Annotated in this window: 14 protein-coding genes; 11 read left to right on the forward strand and 3 right to left on the reverse strand. The window is 72.0% G+C overall.

The features are described from left to right. Positions 1-143: 143 nt before the first annotated feature. The 6 genes from dxr to AC0682_RS24710 all read left to right on the forward strand — a co-directional run bounded on the left by dxr (position 144) and on the right by AC0682_RS24710 (position 7532). Positions 144-1397, forward strand: a complete 1254-nt coding sequence (gene dxr, locus AC0682_RS24685; protein WP_254811561.1) for a 1-deoxy-D-xylulose-5-phosphate reductoisomerase — start codon at positions 144-146, stop codon at positions 1395-1397. After that, a complete protein-coding gene (locus AC0682_RS24690; protein WP_478535153.1) occupies positions 1394-2704 on the forward strand; it encodes a M50 family metallopeptidase in 1311 nt (436 codons plus the stop codon). Before dxr ends, AC0682_RS24690 begins: the two co-directional genes overlap by 4 nt. A 225-nt stretch (positions 2705-2929) precedes the next feature. Then, positions 2930-4087, forward strand: a complete 1158-nt coding sequence (ispG, locus tag AC0682_RS24695; RefSeq protein WP_029395236.1) for a flavodoxin-dependent (E)-4-hydroxy-3-methylbut-2-enyl-diphosphate synthase — start codon at positions 2930-2932, stop codon at positions 4085-4087. A 167-nt stretch (positions 4088-4254) separates the two neighbouring features. Further along, positions 4255-5097, forward strand: a complete 843-nt coding sequence (locus AC0682_RS24700; RefSeq protein WP_018488764.1) for a GNAT family N-acetyltransferase — start codon at positions 4255-4257, stop codon at positions 5095-5097. 89 nt (positions 5098-5186) lie between these two features. Continuing rightward, a complete protein-coding gene (locus AC0682_RS24705) occupies positions 5187-5792 on the forward strand; it encodes a GNAT family N-acetyltransferase (protein WP_254811559.1) in 606 nt (201 codons plus the stop codon). 36 nt (positions 5793-5828) lie between these two features. Continuing rightward, positions 5829-7532: a proline--tRNA ligase gene (locus AC0682_RS24710; protein WP_478535154.1), complete on the forward strand. Its 1704-nt coding sequence runs from the start codon at positions 5829-5831 to the stop codon at positions 7530-7532. A gap of 240 nt (positions 7533-7772) precedes the next feature. On the opposite strand, the gene AC0682_RS24715 is transcribed toward AC0682_RS24710, so the two are convergent. The 3 genes from AC0682_RS24715 to AC0682_RS24725 are packed head-to-tail and all read right to left on the reverse strand — an operon-like array spanning position 7773 to position 9751. Beyond that, a complete protein-coding gene (locus AC0682_RS24715) occupies positions 7773-8693 on the reverse strand; it encodes an aminoglycoside phosphotransferase family protein (protein WP_478535155.1) in 921 nt (306 codons plus the stop codon). A gap of 30 nt (positions 8694-8723) precedes the next feature. Further along, entirely contained in the window at positions 8724-9239 is a 516-nt protein-coding gene (locus tag AC0682_RS24720) for a ferritin-like domain-containing protein (RefSeq protein WP_254811556.1), read from the reverse strand. Beyond that, the gene (locus AC0682_RS24725; protein WP_478535156.1) at positions 9236-9751 is read right to left on the reverse strand and encodes a hypothetical protein; all 516 of its coding nucleotides are present in this window, start codon (positions 9749-9751) and stop codon (positions 9236-9238) included. The genes AC0682_RS24720 and AC0682_RS24725 overlap by 4 nt, the downstream gene beginning before the upstream one ends. A gap of 176 nt (positions 9752-9927) precedes the next feature. Here AC0682_RS24725 and rimP point away from each other — a divergent pair, with 176 nt between their 5' ends. From rimP to AC0682_RS24750, 5 genes are all read left to right on the forward strand, one after another. Further along, a complete protein-coding gene (gene rimP / locus AC0682_RS24730; RefSeq protein ID WP_254811554.1) occupies positions 9928-10431 on the forward strand; it encodes a ribosome maturation factor RimP in 504 nt (167 codons plus the stop codon). 2 nt (positions 10432-10433) lie between these two features. After that, positions 10434-11474, forward strand: a complete 1041-nt coding sequence (gene nusA, locus AC0682_RS24735) for a transcription termination factor NusA (protein ID WP_254811553.1) — start codon at positions 10434-10436, stop codon at positions 11472-11474. 113 nt (positions 11475-11587) lie between these two features. Then, entirely contained in the window at positions 11588-11866 is a 279-nt protein-coding gene (locus tag AC0682_RS24740) for a YlxR family protein (protein ID WP_254811552.1), read from the forward strand. A gap of 148 nt (positions 11867-12014) precedes the next feature. Beyond that, the gene (gene infB, locus AC0682_RS24745; RefSeq protein WP_254811551.1) at positions 12015-15113 is read left to right on the forward strand and encodes a translation initiation factor IF-2; all 3099 of its coding nucleotides are present in this window, start codon (positions 12015-12017) and stop codon (positions 15111-15113) included. Positions 15114-15290: 177 nt separating this feature from the next. Next, positions 15291-15584: a DUF503 domain-containing protein gene (locus AC0682_RS24750; RefSeq protein ID WP_015611818.1), complete on the forward strand. Its 294-nt coding sequence runs from the start codon at positions 15291-15293 to the stop codon at positions 15582-15584. Positions 15585-15593 lie beyond the last annotated feature (9 nt).

The raw sequence follows: 15593 nt of genomic DNA on the forward strand, positions 1-15593 counted from the left end.
AGCCGACGGCAGCTCCCGGGCCGACCCGGGACCGTGAGAGGGGGGCGTGCCCGTAGGCCGGTGCACGCCCCCTCCGTACCCGATCCGCGCCCCACCGGGACGCGCTGTCCACGCACACAGTCGGAGCGGCAACAATGGGGGGCATGAGCGACAGCCCCGCCCCCCTCGCCGATCCGCATCTTCTTTTCGACACCGCGGACGGCCGCCGGGATCTGGTGATCCTCGGCTCCACCGGGTCCATCGGCACCCAGGCCATCGACCTGGTCCTGCGCAACCCCGACCGCTTCCGGGTCACCGCGCTCTCCGCCGCCGGAGGCCGGACCGCCCTCCTCGCCGAGCAGGCGCACCTCCTGCGGGTGAACACGGTCGCCGTCGCCGACCCGGGTGCCGTCCCCGCCCTGCGCGAGGCGCTGCGCGAGCGGTACGGGGCCGGGGAACCGCTGCCCGGGATCCTCGCCGGGTCCGACGCCGCGGCCACGCTCGCCGCGAGCGACTGCCACACCGTGCTCAACGGCATCACCGGCTCCATCGGGCTCGCCCCGACACTGGCCGCGCTGGAGGCGGGCCGCACGCTCGCCCTCGCCAACAAGGAGTCGCTGATCGTCGGCGGCCCGCTGGTGAAGGCGCTCGCCGCCCCCGGCCAGATCATCCCGGTCGACTCCGAGCACGCCGCGCTCTTCCAGGCGCTGGCGGCCGGCAAGCGCGCCGACGTCCGCAAACTCGTCGTCACCGCCTCCGGCGGGCCCTTCCGGGGCCGTACGCGTGAGGAGCTGGCCGACGTCACCCGCGAGCAGGCCCTGACCCACCCCACCTGGGCGATGGGGCCGGTCATCACGGTCAACTCCGCGACGCTGGTCAACAAGGGTCTCGAGGTCATCGAGGCGCACCTCCTCTACGACATCCCCTTCGACCGCATCGAGGTCGTGGTCCACCCGCAGTCCTACGTGCACTCCATGGTCGAGTTCACCGACGGCTCGACCCTCGCCCAGGCCACCCCGCCCGACATGGGCGGCCCCATCGCCATCGGCCTCGGCTGGCCCGAGCGCGTCCCGGACGCCGCCCCCGCCTTCGACTGGACGAAGGCCTCCACCTGGGAGTTCTTCCCGCTGGACACCGAGGCCTTCCCGTCCGTCGGCCTCGCCCGGCACGTCGGCACGCTCGGCTCCACCGCCCCCGCGGTCTTCAACGCGGCCAACGAGGAGTGCGTCGACGCCTTCCTCGCCGGACAGCTGCCCTTCAACGGAATCATGGACACGGTCACCGCTGTGGTGACCGAACACGGCACCCCCGCCCCGGGAACCCCGCTCAGCCTCGCGGACGTCCTGGAAGCGGAAGCCTGGGCCCGCGCACGGGCCCGGGAACTCTCGGCGAAAGCGACAGCGGAGGCGCGCGCATGAGTCTGACCTCGATCCTGCTGACGGTCCTGGGGATCGCCGTCTTCGTCGTGGGCCTGCTGTTCTCCATCGCCTGGCACGAGCTGGGCCACCTCTCCACGGCCAAGATGTTCGGCATCCGGGTCCCGCAGTACATGGTCGGATTCGGGCCCACGCTCTGGTCGAAGCAGAAGGGCGACACCGAGTACGGGATCAAGGCCATCCCGGCCGGCGGCTACATCCGCATGATCGGGATGTTCCCGCCCGGCGCCGACGGCCGCCTCGAAGCCCGCTCGACCTCACCGTGGCGCGGCATGATCGAGGACGCCCGCACCGCCGCGTACGAGGAGCTGGAGCCCGGCGACGAGAAGCGGCTCTTCTACACGCGCAAGCCGTGGAAGCGCGTCATCGTGATGTTCGCCGGCCCGTTCATGAACCTCGTCCTCGCCGTCGCGATCTTCATGGGCGTCGCGATGACCTTCGGCTTCCAGACGCAGACCACCGAGGTCGCCGGCGTCCAGCAGTGCGTGATCTCGCAGAGCGAGAAGCGCGACACCTGCAAGGACACCGACCCGGTCTCCCCGGCCAAGGCCGCGGGGCTGAAGGAGGGCGACAGGATCGTCGCCTTCGACGGGGAGAAGGTCGACGACTGGACCACCCTCTCGGACCGCATCCGCAAGACCATCGGCCCCGCCACCCTCACCGTCGAGCGCGGCGGCCAGGAGCTGACCCTCAACGCCGTCCTGCGCGAGAACGCCGTCGCGAAGAAGGACGGCAGGGGCGAGGTCATCCCCGACCAGTACATCAAGGCCGGCTACCTCGGCTTCGCCGCCCAGACCGAGATCGTGCCGCTCTCCTTCGGCGACTCCGTCGTCCGCATGGGCGACATGATCGAGAACGGCGTCGACGCGATCATCGCGCTGCCCTCCAAGATCCCCGACCTGTGGAACGCGGCCTTCAGCGACGGCCAGCGCGCCGACGACTCGCCGGTCGGCGTGGTCGGCGCGGCCCGGATCGGCGGCGAGGTGATGAACCTCGACATCCCGGCCCAGAACCAGGTCGCGATGATGCTGTTCCTGCTAGCGGGGTTCAACCTGTCGCTGTTCCTCTTCAACATGCTGCCGCTGCTGCCCCTGGACGGCGGGCACATCGCGGGGGCGCTCTGGGAGTCGCTGCGGCGCAACGTGGCCAAGGTCTTCCGGCGCCCGGACCCGGGCCCGTTCGACGTGGCCAAGCTGATGCCGGTCGCCTATGTGGTCGCGGGGCTCTTCATCTGCTTCACGCTGCTGGTCCTGGTGGCCGACATCGTGAATCCGGTCAAGATCACTTGACGGTCCGACACATGGGGGTGCCCAGGGGGTCGCCCCGTGCGGTGCGGAGGGGGGCGCCCCTTCCGCACCACCCGTGGCCACCGGGCACACGCGTCGTGTCCGGTCGGTCACCATCTGGTTGACTTGTCCAGACGGTGCGTGCGTCCTGGCTCCGGTGCCGTAACCTCGAAGCCTGGAGCCCGCCGACATCGGGACCTTGATCCACACCTTGGGGATGCACAGCGCATGACTGCGATTTCTCTCGGAATGCCGGCCGTTCCGACCAAGCTCGCCGACCGAAGGGTCAGCCGACAGATCCAGGTCGGCTCGGTCGCGGTCGGCGGTGACGCGCCCGTTTCCGTGCAGTCGATGACGACGACGCGTACGTCGGACATCGGTGCCACGCTCCAGCAGATCGCCGAGCTGACGGCCTCCGGCTGCCAGATCGTCCGGGTCGCCTGCCCGACCCAGGACGACGCCGACGCGCTCGCCACCATCGCGAAGAAGTCGCAGATCCCGGTGATCGCGGACATCCACTTCCAGCCGAAGTACGTCTTCGCCGCCATCGACGCCGGCTGCGCCGCGGTCCGCGTGAACCCCGGCAACATCAAGCAGTTCGACGACAAGGTCAAGGAGATCGCCAAGGCGGCCGGCGAGACGGGCACCCCGATCCGGATCGGCGTCAACGCCGGCTCCCTGGACGCGCGGCTCCTGAAGAAGTACGGCAAGGCCACCCCCGAGGCCCTCGTCGAGTCGGCCCTGTGGGAGGCGTCCCTCTTCGAGGAGCACGGCTTCGGCGACATCAAGATCTCGGTCAAGCACAACGACCCGGTCGTCATGGTCAACGCCTACCGCCAGCTCGCCGCTCAGAGCGACTACCCGCTCCACCTCGGCGTCACCGAGGCCGGACCGGCCTTCCAGGGGACCATCAAGTCGGCCGTGGCGTTCGGCGCGCTGCTCTCCGAGGGCATCGGCGACACCATCCGCGTCTCCCTCTCGGCCCCGCCCGCCGAGGAGGTCAAGGTCGGTTTGCAGATCCTGGAGGCGCTCAACCTCAAGCAGCGCCGCCTGGAGATCGTCTCCTGCCCCTCCTGCGGCCGCGCCCAGGTCGACGTCTACAAGCTCGCCGACCAGGTCAGCGCCGGTCTGGAGGGCATGGAGGTCCCGCTGCGCGTCGCCGTCATGGGCTGTGTCGTCAACGGCCCCGGCGAGGCCCGCGAGGCCGACCTCGGCGTCGCCTCCGGCAACGGCAAGGGCCAGATCTTCGTCAAGGGCGAGGTCATCAAGACCGTGCCCGAGTCGAAGATCGTCGAGACCCTCATCGAGGAAGCCCTCAAGATCGCTGAGCAGATGGAGAAGGACGGCATCCCCTCCGGCGAGCCCCAGGTCTCCATCGGCGCCTGACCTGCCGCAGCCCAGCCCTTCACCGCCCCGCCCGGCCCGGTGCCCGGCGGGGCGGCGGCATGTCCAGGACGTCCGTGAGATCCCCGGATACGGACCCGGGCAGCGTTCAAGAGGCTTGTTGGGTACAGTGCGGAAATCAGCAGACCGCATGGTGAGGCCCCCTCGTGTTGACGCAGACCACCACCCGGGTCCTCGAACCCAGCGACCTCGGCGCAGCGCTCGCCATCCTGGAGAGCGAGCCCGTGGCCAACGCCTTCGTCACGTCCCGGGTCCAGGTCGCGGGGCTCGACCCCTGGCGCCTGGGCGGCGAGATGTGGGGCTGGTACGCCGACGGCAGGCTCCGCTCGCTCTGTTACGCCGGTGCCAACCTGGTCCCCATCTGCGCCGGGCCCGAGGCCGTACGCGCCTTCGCCGACCGGGCCCGCCGGGCCGGCCGCCGCTGCTCCTCCATCGTCGGCCCCGCCGAACCCACCGCCCTGCTCTGGCGGCTCCTGGAGCCGGGCTGGGGCCCCGCCCGCGAGGTCCGCGCCAACCAGCCCCTCATGGTCACCGAGAGCCCCTCCGCCGACATCACCCCCGACCCGCTCGTCCGCCGCATCCGCAAGGACGAGATGGAGGTCCTGATGCCGGCCTGCGTCGCGATGTTCACCGAGGAGGTCGGCATCTCCCCGCTGGCCGGCGACGGCGGCCTCCTCTACCAGGCGCGGGTCGCCGAACTCATCGGCGCCGGACGCTCCTTCGCCCGGATCGACGACGGCAAGGTCGTCTTCAAGGCGGAGATCGGCGCCGCCACCCCCCAGGCCTGCCAGATCCAGGGCGTCTGGGTGGCCCCCGAACACCGCGGCAAGGGCCTCTCCGAGACCGGCATGGCGGCCGTCCTGCGCTACGCCCTGGCCGATGTCGCCCCCGTCGTCAGCCTGTACGTGAACGACTACAACACCCCCGCCCGCAAGGCCTACCACCGCGTCGGCTTCCGCGAGACGGGCACGTTCATGAGCGTGCTGTTCTGATCCCGGCGTCCGCGCCTTCCGGTCACGCGCCCACCGTTCCCGGCCGCAGCGCGTACCGGCCCGCCCGCCCCGGCCAGTAGGGTTCGCGCATGGCACCAGTCACCGCGCAGGGCCCCGCGGACCCCGGCATCGAGGTCGGGCCGATCGACCTGGCCGCACGCGTCGACGAAGCCCTCCACGTCCAGGCCGTCGCCTTCGGGCTGAGCCAGGACGAGATCGACGTACGCCGCCACATCGTCCTGCGCCACCTGGACCACCCCCAGGCCCGCGCACTCGGCGCCCTCACCCCCGACGGGCGGCTCGTCGGCTTCGTCTACGGGCTGCCCAACGACCGGGCCCACTGGTGGTCCACCGTCGTCGAGCCCTACCTCCGGGCCACCGGCTCCGACGGCTGGCTCGACGACTCCTTCGTCATCACGGAGCTGCACGTCCACCCCGACCACCAGCAGCGCGGTCTCGGCCGCGCCCTGATCACCACCATCACCGACGCCGTCCCGCAGCCCCGCTCGATCCTCTCCGCGATCGACAGGGACAGCCCGGCCCGCGTGCTCTACCACGCCCTCGGCTACCGGGACCTGGCCCGCCGCGTGGTCTTCCCCAGCGCCCCGCTCCCATACGCGGTCATGGGCGCGCCCCTGCCGCTGCTGCGCCCCCCGGGCCGAATGGATTTCCGCCCGCCCGCACCGCCCGGTTAACCTCGGGCTCACCACTTTCGCGAGCAGGAGTTCACCATGGCCCAGGTCCAGCGCATGTCCCGATTGATGATCAAGACACTGCGCGACGACCCGGCGGACGCCGAGACGCTCAGCCACAAGCTGCTGGTCCGGGCCGGTTACGTCCGCCGCAACGCGGCCGGCATCTGGACCTGGCTGCCGCTCGGCAAGAAGGTCCTGGACAACATCTCCACCGTGGTCCGCGAGGAGATGGACGCCATCGGCGCCCAGGAAGTCCTGCTGCCCGCCCTGCTGCCCAAGGAGCCCTACGAGGCGTCCGGCCGCTGGGACGAGTACGGCGACCTGCTCTTCCGCCTCAAGGACCGCAAGGGCGGCGACTACCTCCTCGGCCCCACCCACGAGGAGATCTTCACCCAGACCGTCAAGGACCAGTGCACGTCCTACAAGGACCTGCCGGTGATGCTCTACCAGATCCAGACGAAGTACCGCGACGAGGCCCGCCCCCGCTCCGGTGTGCTCCGCGGCCGCGAGTTCCAGATGAAGGACTCGTACAGCTTCGACACCACCGACGAGGGCCTGGCGCACTCCTACGCCCTGCACCGGGCCGCGTACATCAAGATCTTCGAGCGCCTGGGCCTGGACCACCGCATCGTCTCCGCCGTCTCCGGCGCGATGGGCGGCTCGGCCTCCGAGGAGTTCCTGGCGCCCGCCGCCGCCGGTGAGGACACCTTCGCGGACTGCCCGAACTGCGACTACGCCGCCAACACCGAGGCCGTGACCTTCGCGCTCGCCCCGGTCGACGGCTCGGAGCACGGCGCGGTCGAGGAGTTGGACACCCCCGACACCCCGACCATCGAGACCCTGGCCGAGCACCTGGGCGTGCCCGCCTCGGCCACCCTGAAGAACCTGCTGGTCAAGGTGGACGGCGAGATCGTGGCCGTCGGTGTCCCCGGCCACCGCGAGGTCGACCTCGGCAAGCTGGGAGAGCACCTGGCACCCGCCGTCGTCGAGCTGGTCACCGCCGAGGACTTCGTCGGCCGTGACGACCTCGTACGCGGCTACGTCGGCCCCCAGGGCCTGGAGAAGGTCCGCTACCTGGCCGACCCCCGCGTCGCCCCCGGCACCGCCTGGATCACCGGCGCCAACAAGGAGGGCAAGCACGCGAAGAACGTCGTCGCGGGCCGTGACTTCGAGGTCGACGAGTACCTGGACGTCGTCGTGGTCGAGGAGGGCGACCCCTGCCCCGACTGCGGCACCGGCCTCACCCTGGACCGCGCCATCGAGATCGGCCACATCTTCCAGCTCGGCCGCAAGTACGCCGACACCTTCCAGCTCGACGTGCTCGGCCAGCAGGGCAAGCCCGTCCGCGTCACGATGGGCTCGTACGGCATCGGCGTCTCCCGCGCCGTGGCCGCGCTCACCGAGCAGACCGCCGACGACAAGGGCCTGTGCTGGCCCCGCGAGGTCGCCCCGGCCGACGTCCACGTCGTCGCCGCGGGCAAGGCCCTCCAGACGGAGCTGGCCCTGGAGGTCTCGGAGAAGCTGAGCGCGGCGGGCCTGCGCGTCCTGGTCGACGACCGCCCCGGCGTCTCGCCCGGCGTGAAGTTCACCGACTCCGAGCTGATCGGCGTGCCCAAGATCCTGGTCGCCGGGCGCCGCTCCGCCGACGGTGTCCTGGAGCTGAAGGACCGCCGCACCGGCGAGCGCGAGGAGCTGACCGTCGACGAGGCGATCGCCCGCCTGGCGGCCGACCTGGCCTGACCCGTACGGGGACGAAGGCCCCCGCGCACGGCTTGGGTTCAAGCGGTCGCGCGGGGGCCTTCGCCGTACGGGGACGGGTGAGGGGTGCCGGAAGTCCCCGCCGTACGGAAACGTACGGAAACGCGCAAGAGGGGCCCCGTGCAGGGACACCGGCAGCGTCCTGGGGCGCCCGGACCCCCCCGCACGGCGAGGGCTCCCGGCACACCGCCGGCCCGGGGCCCCCACCTATGTCCTCACCGCCTACAGCCAGCCCGCGAACTCCAGGTTGACCTCGCCCATCTGCCGCCGGCCCTCCGCCAGCGCGCGGGTGCCCGACTCGACCGCCCGGAACAGCGTCCAGCCGTGCAACCGCGCCTGGTCCACCTCCAGGGACTCCGCCAGCTTCTTCACCCGGCGCCGGGCGCTCGCCCCGCCGCCCGGGGAGGCGACCAGGTCCTCCGCCCGGTCCCGTACCAGCCGCGCCAGGTCGTAGGCCCGCTCGCCCACCAGCGGCTCCGGACCCACCGTCAGCCAGGGGGCGCGCTCGCCCGCGAGTACCTTGCTCTGCCGGAAGTTGCCGTGCAGGAGGAGGAGTTCAGGGGAGGCCGACACCAGTTCCGTACGGGCCGCGAGGGCCGCTTCCACCAGGGGTGCGAGCGCCGGGTCCGTCTCGGCCGCCGCCCGCATGCCCTCGGTCTGCCGCCCGGTCCGCTCGGTCACGGTCTCGAAGGGATGGCCGGCCGGCGGCTCCACCCAGAGCCGCCGGAGCGTGCCCGCCGCCTCCAGGAGCGCTTTGGCCTCGGGCAGCGAACGCAGCGACACCTCGTGGCGCAGCCGCTCCAGCAGCAGCGCCCCGGAGCTCGACAGCTCCTCGTCCGGCTCCAGCAGCTTCACCGCGCCCCAGCCGTTCCAGTGCGCCAGTGCCGCCCTCTCCCGCTCCGGTTCGGCGGGCGGCGGGGCGATCTTCAGCGCCGCCGGGGTCCCGTCGGCCCGCCGCACCAGGAGCACCAGGCCGCTGCGCCCGCCGGGGGCGGCCACCCGCTCCACGGCGAGGTCCGGCCCGGCGGCGCCGACGGCCCGTTCGGTGAGCGCGGGGAGCCGGTCCAGCCAGTCGGCGGCCGTGGCGTCCCCGTACATCTCGCCGAGCGCGCGCACCAGGCGCTGCGGCGGTTCGCAACCCATACGTCCTTTGTTCCCTTTCCGGTCCTTCGGTCAGCCCCGGCCCCGGGGGGCCTGTGCCCCCGCGGCCTCCACCGGGCCCGTCTCCGCCGGATCGGTGTCCGGAGCCCGCTCGGCGAGCCCCGGAAAGGCTACGTTGCCGCCCCGCCAGCGGGCCGCCCGTACGGCGGCCTCCCGGAGGGCGCCCGCCGCCTCGGCGCGCGCGGGCCCTTCGGTGGCCCGTACGAGATCGGCGCAGACGCCCGCCACCCGGTCCTCCAGGACGGCGGCGAGACGCAGGGCCGACGCGGTGTCGGCAACCGCGAAGGGCAGAGCGTACGCGGCGTCGGCGGCGACCGGCGCACCGCCCAGGTCACGCACGGTGCGCACGAGCGTGTCCCGGCGTGCGCGGTGCCCGTCGTACGCCGCGCGCGCCTCGGTGCGCCGCTCCGCCTCGACCCGGCCGCCGAGCACCCCGTACCCGTAGACCGCCGCGTGTTCGGCGGCCAGCGCGGCCTGGGCGGCGATGAGCGCGGGGGAGGGGGCCTCGTCCTCGGAGGGTAGGGTCATGACGCGGTCTCCTTGGCCAGCTCCGTCAGCAGATAGGCGTGTGCCGCGGCGCCCGCCGCCACGGAGGCCAGCAGCCGGGCCAGCTCCGGTTCCGCGGTGAGCAGCGCCTCGGCGTGGGCGTCGGCCCGGCGGCGCTCGGCGGCGGCCAGCTCCTTCAGGGCCGTACGGGGGTCGGTGGAGACCGGGCCCGGTGCGGCGGCGGGCGGCTGCGGGCGCCCCGCCGACACGGCCCCGATGTGCTGCCGCACGGCCGTCCGCAGGGGCGCCAGGCCTGCCGCGGTGCCCGGGTGGGCCTCGGTGACCAGGTCGTAGTGGGCGAGCGCCAGGGCGCCGGTGCGGGCCGCGCCCCGGCGCAGCGCCCGGTCGGCCCGGACCGCCTCGGTCTCGGTGAGCACGGGGCTGCCCGCGTCCGTGCCCTTGTCGTCCTCCCCGCAGCCGGTCAGCACCGCACCCAGTGCGAGAGCCCCCGTCGCGGTGAGCGCCCCCCTGCGGGTCGTCCCCGTGCGCCGCACGTTTCTCCTTCGGGCCGGGACCGATCCTGACAGGATCTGTCCTGAACTGATCACCGCAGGCGAGCGTACCCGCGGCAACAGGGCAGGCGGACGGCAACACCCCTGGCGACCGGATACCCTTTGACCTGACACAGCACGATCCCCACAACAGCACACGCGGCCGAGGAGTCACCCGGATGAGCACCACCCAGAGCGAGAGGCTGCGCGGGCTGCTGGAACCGCTCGTCAGCGCACAGCAGCTGGACCTCGAGGAGATCGAGGTGTCCCGGGCCGGCCGCCGCGGAGTGCTGCGGATCATCGTCGACTCGGACGAGGGCGTGGAGCTGGACACCTGCGCGGAGCTGAGCCGCGCGATCTCCCAGAAGCTGGACGAGAGCGATGTGATGGGCGAGGGCGAGTACGTCCTCGAAGTCAGCTCCCCCGGCGCCGAGCGCCCGCTCTCCGAGCCCCGCCACTACGTCCGCGCCACCGGCCGACTGGCCCGCTTCCACCTCGCCGCCGAGGGCTCCGGTGAGCTGGTCGCCCGTATCCTCGCCGTCGACGAGGACGGGCTCGACCTGGAAGTGCCCGGTGTCAAGGGTCGCAAGCCCACCGCCCGCCGCCTCGCCTTCGACGAGATCGCCAAGGCGCGCGTGGAGATCGAATTCAACCGCAAGGACAAGAAGGAAGAGGAGGCGTAGCCGTGGACATCGATGTGAAGCTTCTGAAGGGCTTGGCGCAGGACAAGGAGATCCCGTTCGACGTGCTCGTCGGGGCGATCGAGTCGGCCCTCCTCATCGCGTACCACCGCACCGACGGCAGCTACCGCCGGGCCCGCGTGAAGATCGACGAGCGCGGCCATGTGACGGTCTGGGCCACCGAGGACCCGGCCGACCTCGAAGAGGGCCAGGAGCCCAAGGAGTTCGACGACACCCCCTCCGGCTTCGGCCGGATCGCCGCGTCCACCGCCAAGCAGGTCATCCTGCAGCGGCTGCGCGACGCCGAGGACGACAAGACCTTCGGGGAGTACGCGGGCCACGAGGGCGATGTCGTCACCGGCGTCGTCCAGCAGGGCAAGGACCCCAGGAACGTCCTGGTCGACATCGGCAAGCTGGAAGCCATCCTTCCGGTCCAGGAGCAGGTGCCGGGCGAGGAGTACACGCACGGCCTGCGCCTGCGTACGTACGTCGTCCGGGTCGTCAAGGGCGTCCGCGGCCCCTCCGTGACGCTCTCGCGCACCCACCCCAACCTGGTGAAGAAGCTCTTCGCGCTGGAGGTCCCGGAGATCGCCGACGGTTCCGTCGAGATCTCCGCGATCGCCCGCGAGGCCGGCCACCGCACCAAGATCGCGGTTCGCTCCACCCGTTCGGGCCTCAACGCCAAGGGGGCCTGCATCGGCCCCATGGGCGGCCGGGTGCGCAACGTCATGGCCGAGCTGCACGGCGAGAAGATCGACATCGTGGACTGGTCGGACGACCCGGCCGAGATGGTCGCCAACGCGCTCTCGCCCGCCCGGGTGAGCAAGGTCGAGATCGTCGACCTCGGCGCCCGCTCCGCCCGGGTCACCGTGCCGGACTACCAGCTGTCGCTGGCGATCGGCAAGGAGGGCCAGAACGCCCGCCTCGCCGCCCGCCTCACCGGCTGGCGCATCGACATCCGGCCGGACACCGAGACCGACGAGGAGCGGGAGAACGCCGACCGCGAGCGGGCCGAGCGGGCCCGGGAGCGCTCGGAAAGGCGTTGACCCGGAGTCGCTCCAGGGAATAGATCTTGGCCGTACGACGCTGAGATCACGACAACATCCGTTCGATTTTCGCCCCCGCGGGGTGAGGTCGGTGCGGGGAGGTAGACTTAATCGTGTCTGGCCGGACGCAAGCCGGCGCTTGCCCCGAGCGGACCTGTGTGGGATGCCGGGAGCGAGCGGCCAAGAGCGAGCTGCTGCGGATCGTGGTGGACGAGGGCGCCTGCGCCCCCGATCCACGCGGTACGCTGCCCGGCCGGGGTGCTTACGTGCACCCCACCTCTGTCTGTCTCGACCTGGCGGTTCGCCGCCGGGCATTCCCCCGGGCCTTCAAGGCCAAGGGGCCGTTCGACACCGCGGAACTCACGCGGTTCGTCGAGCGGGCGACATCGTAAGAAAGTGAACGGCACGGGACCCCGTGCGGTCAGGTACCTCGCGAGTTGGAAGTAGGTCGAGATTGCGATGAGCACTCGATGAGTACGCGATGAGTACGCCCATGAAGTAGCGACGGTCCGGCGGTAACCCGGACCTAAAAGGAGCGAAGTGGCTAAGGTCCGGGTATACGAACTCGCCAAGGAGTTCGGCGTCGAGAGCAAGGTCGTCATGGCCAAGCTCCAAGAACTCGGTGAATTCGTCCGTTCGGCGTCCTCGACGATCGAGGCGCCGGTTGTACGTAAGTTGACCGACGCACTGCAGGGGCCCGGCGGCAACGCCGGCAAGTCCGCTGCGAAGCCGGGTGCGCCCCGCAAGGCGACGCCCGCGAAGCCCGCAGCGCCCTCCCCGGCCGCTGCGGCACGTCCCGCTGCCCCCAAGCCCGGCGCACCGGCTCCCAAGCCGGCCGCCGCCGAGGCCCCCAGCAGCTCTCCGGCGGCGCCCTCCGCGCCGTCCCCCGCCCCGCGTCCGGGCCCGAAGCCCGCGCCGAAGGCGGCCCCGGTGACCCCGGTCCCGGCCGCCGAGTTCTCGGCTCCGGCCCCGGCCCCCGAGCGTCCGGCCGCCCCGCGGCCCACGGGCGCCACCCCGGGCCCGCGTCCCGCCCCCGCCCGTCCGGCCCCGGCCGGCGGTCAGCGCGACGGCGGCCAGCGTGACGGCGGCCGCGGTGGCGAGCGCGGCGGCGACCGCCCCGCGCGTCCCGCGGGCCAGGGTGCCCCGCGCCCCGGCGGCGGCCGTCCGGCCGGTCCCCGTCCGGGCAACAACCCCTTCACCTCCGGCGGCTCCACCGGCATGGCGCGCCCCTCGGCGCCCCGTCCCGGCGGCGCCCCGCGCCCCGGCGGCGGCCAGGAGCGCCCCGGCGCCCCGCGTCCGCAGGGCGGCCCCGGCGGCGCCCCGCGCCCCCAGGGCGGCCAGGCCCAGGGCGGTGCCCGTCCCACTCCGGGCGGCATGCCCCGTCCGCAGGCCCCGCGTCCCGGTGCCGGTCCCGCCGGTAACCGCCCCAACCCGGGCATGATGCCGCAGCGTCCCGCTGCCGGCCCGCGCCCCGGTCCCGGTGGCGGCGGCCGTGGTCCCGGCGGCGGCGGTCGTCCCGGCGGTGCCGGTGGCGGTCGTCCCGGTGGCGGCGGCTTCGCCGGTCGTCCCGGTGGTGGCGGCGGCGGCTTCGCCGGCCGTCCGGCCGGTCCCGGTGGTGGCGGCGGCGGTGCCGGTCGTCCCGGTGGTGGCGGCGGCTTCGGCGGTCGTCCCGGCTTCGGCGGTCGTCCGGGTGGTCCCGGTGGCCGTGGTGGCACGCAGGGTGCGTTCGGCCGTCCCGGCGGTCCCGCGCGGCGTGGCCGCAAGTCGAAGCGGCAGAGGCGCCAGGAGTACGAGGCCATGCAGGCCCCGTCGGTCGGCGGCGTCATGCTGCCCCGCGGCAACGGACAGGCCGTCCGGCTGTCGCGCGGTGCCTCGCTCACCGACTTCGCGGAGAAGATCAACGCCAACCCGGCGTCGCTCGTCGCCGTGATGATGAACCTCGGCGAGATGGTGACGGCCACGCAGTCCGTCTCCGACGACACGCTGCGTCTCCTCGCCGAGGAGATGAACTACGTCCTGGAGATCGTCAGCCCGGAGGAGGAGGACCGCGAGCTGCTCGAGTCCTTCGACATCGAGTTCGGCGAGGACGAGGGCGGCGAAGAGGCCCTGGTCTCCCGTCCGCCGGTGGTGACCGTCATGGGTCACGTCGACCACGGTAAGACCCGACTCCTGGACGCGATCCGCAAGACCAACGTGGTCGCGGGCGAGGCCGGTGGCATCACCCAGCACATCGGTGCCTACCAGGTCTCCTCCGAGGTCAACGGCGAGGACCGCAAGATCACCTTCATCGACACCCCGGGTCACGAGGCGTTCACCGCCATGCGTGCCCGTGGTGCGAAGTCGACCGACATCGCGATCCTCGTGGTGGCGGCCAACGACGGTGTGATGCCGCAGACGATCGAGGCGCTGAACCACGCCAAGGCGGCCGAGGTGCCGATCGTGGTCGCGGTCAACAAGATCGACGTCGAGGGCGCCGACCCGACCAAGGTGCGCGGTCAGCTCACCGAGTTCGGTCTGGTGGCCGAGGAGTACGGCGGCGACACCATGTTCGTCGACATCTCCGCCAAGCAGGGCCTCAACATCGAGGCGCTGCTGGAGGCCGTCGTCCTCACCGCCGACGCCTCGCTCGACCTGCGGGCCAACCCCGACCAGGACGCGCAGGGCATCGCCATCGAGTCCCACCTCGACCGCGGTCGCGGTGCCGTCTCGACCGTCCTGGTCCAGCGCGGAACGCTGCGCATCGGCGACACGATGGTCGTGGGCGACGCCTACGGCCGCGTGCGCGCCATGCTCGACGACAACGGTCAGAACGTGGAGGAGGCGGGTCCCTCGACCCCGGTCCTCGTCCTCGGCCTCACCAACGTCCCGGGCGCCGGCGACAACTTCCTGGTCGTCGACGAGGACCGTACGGCCCGTCAGATCGCCGAGAAGCGCGCCGCCCGCGAGCGCAACGCCAACTTCGCCCGCAAGGGCGTCAGGTTCTCCCTGGAGAACCTGGACGAGGCGCTCAAGGCCGGTCTGGTCCAGGAACTCAACCTCATCATCAAGGGCGACGCGTCCGGTTCGGTGGAGGCCCTGGAGTCCTCGCTGCTCCAGCTCGACGTCGGTGAAGAGGTCGACATCCGGGTCCTGCACCGCGGTGTGGGTGCGGTCACCGAGTCGGACATCGACCTGGCGACCGGCTCCGACGCCATCGTCATCGGCTTCAACGTGCGCGCCGCCGGGCGTGCGCAGCAGATGGCCGAGCGCGAAGGCGTGGACGTCCGGTACTACTCGGTCATCTACCAGGCGATCGAAGAGATCGAAGCGGCCCTCAAGGGCATGCTCAAGCCGGAGTACGAAGAGGTCGAGCTCGGTACGGCGGAGATCCGCGAGATCTTCCGCTCGTCCAAGCTGGGCAACATCGCCGGTGTGCTGGTCCGCTCCGGCGAGGTCAAGCGCAACACCAAGGCGCGCCTGCTGCGCGATGGCAAGGTCATCGCGGAGAACCTCAACATCTCCGGTCTGCGCCGCTTCAAGGACGACGTCACCGAGATCCGCGAAGGCTTCGAGGGCGGTATCAACCTCGGGAACTTCAACGACATCAAGATCGACGACGTCATCGCGACGTACGAGATGCGCGAGAAGCCGCGAGGCTGATCCGCAGGGATCGAGGAGTGTTCCGGGGGTCCGCCCCCGGTCCGCTCCCACCACGGTCGGGGCCGGTCGACGGGTCGAATTTCCGTCGATCGGCCCCGGCCGTTCCGGTACGGTTCTGATGTCCCCGCCAAGCTCTGGCGGGGCACGAACCCGAACCGGCGGGACATCCGGACACACATGTATGTGGGGACCCTGTCCTTCGATCTGCTCCTCGGCGACGTACGGTCGTTGAAGGAGAAACGCTCCGTCGTCCGTCCGATCGTCGCCGAACTCCAGCGCAAGTACGCGGTGAGTGCGGCGGAGACCGGCGGGCAGGATCTCCACCGCAGGGCCGAGATCGGCCTCGCCGTGGTCTCCGGTGATACCGGACACCTGACGGACGTGCTGGACCGGTGCGAGCGGCTGGTGGCCGCCCGCCCCGAGGTGGAGCTGCTGTCGGTGAGACGGCGGCTGCACAGTGACGAAGACTGACACGCAAGC

Source organism: Streptomyces sp. NPDC043746 (assembly GCF_056436485.1).